The following is a 3,751-nucleotide window of genomic DNA, read 5'->3' as shown; positions in this document are numbered from 1 at the left end:
AATAGTTACTAACGAAATGCTCTGAGTCATATAACCTCCAGGCTAAGAGCGGACTAATACAATTGATTGGCAAAGGTGATTGGTATAATTTAGTATACCGATGCTTACTGCGCATGCAACTGGTATGATAACTTATAAGTTTGAGCTCATTAGTAGTATCAACGAAATATTGATTTCTCTCTATAAAATGAGCATATCAATAAATCTATTGATATGCTCACTACTAATAAAAACTAAAATAAAGCTTACGATATAACGCAAGAAGAGCTTTCTTGTTTAACTGCAACTACTGCTGGTTTTTCTATAAGAATATCTGTATTTTTTAAGACAACATTTGCCTCTGATGCTGCAGCAATTAATTCTCTTGATCCTACGTAAGTTTTCCCTTGCACTTGTATAGCCGACACAAGTTTTTCTAAAACTTTCTTTATTGAGTAACAACTTTGTGATCTTAAATGTGTACAAAAGGCGACCTTTATTTCCGAGTTTAATTTTACATTAGTAGGTTCTAAAAAATACTCTAAAAGATAATTTATCATAAGCGTTGAGGGAGTATAACTATTTCTATAATCCAGTGTAGAGGATTTAGTATAGTTATTTCTTCCTGTAGCACTTTCTGAATTGCTTTTCATATTGGTTGCTAAAAAAGGAGCTTTTTCATGTAAAGCAGTAGCTTCTTCAACAAAAGTTACTTCCTCATTCAAGTATGGTTTATTCTTATAATTAAACTTTATACCTTTTGAACGAGTTGTGCTACAAGTAAGTGTATATGGCTTAGCCTTATCAAGTAGTTTTTTATAAAAACCTATATAAAAATCTGCTATATTAACAAAATCAGCTTTTCTCTTTTGTTTATTTTCAATCGCATAATCTATGACTTCTTTTAATTCATTACCAGTAAAATCATCTACCATCTCCTGTGCTAAACAATAAAGAGCATTTACTAGCTGCTGATTAGAAAATGCTTTAATGAAACCCACAAATTCATTTATTCTTAGTAGAACATAATATATTAATATTTCAGATTTCATTTCACTATTAGGACAATGCACAGTTTGACTAGAGTAAAAAGATACATAAAAGTCTTCTTCTGAACACTTTTTATTCATACATGCGTGGCACAAAGCTTGAGCATTTTCTATAATTAATTTAATTAAGCTATTATCAAAGCCTTCAGATTTTTCTGCCAAAAAGTGCAATAGTTTTTCATCAGCACTATATCCTAGTTTGTTCATATAATATTTGAAAAGCATCTTACGGACTAGATACGTAGGAACTTTAACGTTTTGAGCTAAATATAAAGCTATATATACAGTTTTACACGGAATTTTAAATTTAGTTTCACCATCATGCTTATCTAAAGCCATTAATAGAGCTTTTTTTAATATATTTTCTATTACTCTACAACTTAATCCTTCAGTACAAAGAGCTATATTAACGTAATCTTGTTTGTCAAGCTTAAAAGGTTTGTCTTGTGTGTAATATTTTATGAGCGCTAAACGCTTATCAAAGTCGGGTAATCCTAAGGTAATAGTGTTATGAGCAAATCTGTCCTTAAGCGCAGCTGGCATCTTACCAAGATTATTTGTAGCTAAAACGCATACTACTAAAGGATCTTTCCGGTCAAGTTGTCTTTGAAGTTCAAAAACAGTCCGTGAAACTTCACCACTACGATCTGATATCTCAGTATTTGCAAGCCCATCTATTTCATCTATAAAAACTACTACAGGAGAGTTATCTGTACGTATTTTATCAAATAATGCAGCTACTCTTTCAGAACCTGAAGCTTGATAGCCAGTAATAAAAGAAGTACAAGATAACTTATAAATATTTCTATTTAAAGCAGATGCTATAGCTTCAGCTAAAGTAGTTTTACCAGTGCCTGGAGGGCCTTCTAACAAAATTTCTGCTGATAAAGATCCCAATCCTACACTTTTATATAGCTGTGGATTAGTAATGTACTTAATCAAACATCTAATTTCTTCGGGAATTTCTCCCACCATATCACTAAAGGTTTTTTTAGGAGCTTCGGAACAGAATGATCCGACGCTTGTTGAGCCTATAGATGCTTGAGCTTTTTGCTGCTCCTGACGAATAGCGATAAGTTGCGCTAATTTAGACCATGAAGTTTCATCCATAGCAAAACTGCTAAAAGACCATAAGTTTAAACATGTTATAGCCGCTATAAATTTTGTATAATTCATTGATTACCTTTTTGTTTTACGAATTAATTTAGTTAGATGATCCCAATAACGATTGACCTATATTCATTAAATCAGACACTTTTAAAATTTCTAACAAATCTAAAGCATACGCTCTTGTCGTGAAATCAGTTAAAAATTTTTTTGACAGATTAATTATTTCACTTAGCTTAAATTGCATATCTTGGGCTGCCTTAATCTCATTAGCTCATGTAATTTAGTTATTTTACAATCTGTTTGCAACATAGAATCTAAAATGTTTATTTAATGTATTTACATATGATGAAGAGCTCAACACGCGTAAAACTGTATCAACTAACATTTCTTGTTGCCCGTCTCGTTGAAGTTTTATTTCTGGATTAAATTGGCACTCCAGTTCAGCTTCTAGTATCTGGTTAGAGATTGCCTACTGTTGTTGTATTTCTCCCATTACTCTATTAGGTCTATCTATATTCATTGAAAAAAGCACTTTTCTTAAGGTGAAACATTAATAACCTTGCGATTATTTATTTTAAATATGTTTATATTATTTAAAATAATAACATGTTTAAAAATAAAATCAATTAATAATTTTTATATTTACAAATTATTAATTTTTATATTTACAAAACGACACAATAACATTAAACTTACGATTATGAAAAATCAATTCTGCCTTTATGGTAATTTAGTAATGGATTATAGCAATAGCTTTTGGGATCAAATACATGAACTTTGGCATGTAGCATTTACAAGCAGAATGAAAGAATAAGGATACTATGGCAAATTCATTTTGGTATCAAAAGGATTATATTATTCAAAATTTAGCTAATCAATTAAAGAAATTAATAATTTCCTATTACTCTAACCCTACTATCCATTCTGATCTTCTTCCAGTTTGTTCTCTTCTAGGGACAAAATCATAACAAGTATCAGGTGTAAACTCTTTATTGCCAATTCTATTTCTATAAAGATGCGCAAAAAGCATATGATTTTGTACATATACTTTAGTATCTATTTTATATAAAGGCCACCAATCAATAAAAGGTGCTTTTTTAGGATCTTGAACATAAGTGACAAGGCAAGACTTATCTTGATTTTTAATTCTTTCTAAGCCTTCTTTCCACTGTCTTTTATAATCTTCTATAGTCCAATACTCTAAAGCAACATCAAACCTTTCATTAAAATCACCTATAGAGATCTTCCCACGTGCACAAGGAACACCTTCAACGATAACTATTTCTGACCTAATAACTTCTATGGATATATCCATCTAAACTTTCCTGAGTAAGAATGAGTAAACTTTTTAATTTTTTCTCAAGTTAGTAGTACTTTTACACTAGACTTGTTACGATTAATCAATAGAGCTAACTTCAGCTTCATGAAGATATTTACATTGTTCATAATTCCGCTTCATAATGTTAAGCAGCTCTTCAGTTTTATTAAGCCATTCAAGAGCAACTTCTTTGCTTAACTTAAATAGCAAATATAGTTTGTAATTTTTTAAGAACTCTTCATATGTAATAAAGTTCTCACCTTCTTCAGGATCACTAAAATGCCATCTATAAAGA

The 3,751-nt window shown here is 30.5% G+C and carries 3 protein-coding genes; all 3 read right to left on the bottom strand.

Going from position 1 to position 3,751, the window contains the following annotated elements:
* Positions 1 to 245 precede the first annotated feature (245 nt).
* The gene (locus tag H0X48_06865; GenBank protein ID MBA3955011.1) at positions 246 to 2,204 is read right to left on the bottom strand and encodes an AAA family ATPase; all 1,959 of its coding nucleotides are present in this window, start codon (positions 2,202 to 2,204) and stop codon (positions 246 to 248) included.
* 835 nt (positions 2,205 to 3,039) lie between these two features.
* A complete protein-coding gene (locus H0X48_06860; protein MBA3955010.1) occupies positions 3,040 to 3,453 on the bottom strand; it encodes a hypothetical protein in 414 nt (137 codons plus the stop codon).
* An 81-nt stretch (positions 3,454 to 3,534) separates the two neighbouring features.
* Positions 3,535 to 3,751 (bottom strand): hypothetical protein (locus H0X48_06855; GenBank protein MBA3955009.1); only part of this gene is annotated, 217 nt, incomplete at its 5' end.

The sequence above is a fragment of the Candidatus Dependentiae bacterium genome (genome assembly GCA_013821315.1).
GTDB lineage: Bacteria > Babelota > Babeliae > Babelales > Babelaceae > JACDHA01.
Note: the sequence above shows the minus strand (reverse complement) of the source record. Positions and strands in the feature narration are given on the sequence as shown.

What these genes read in the sequence shown, in the direction of transcription:
- H0X48_06860 (MBA3955010.1), bottom strand. Translation starts at nt 3,453, where the DNA reads ATGGATATATCCATAGAAGTTATTAGGTCAGAAATAGTTATCGTTGAA.
- H0X48_06865 (MBA3955011.1), bottom strand. Translation starts at nt 2,204, where the DNA reads ATGAATTATACAAAATTTATAGCGGCTATAACATGTTTAAACTTATGG.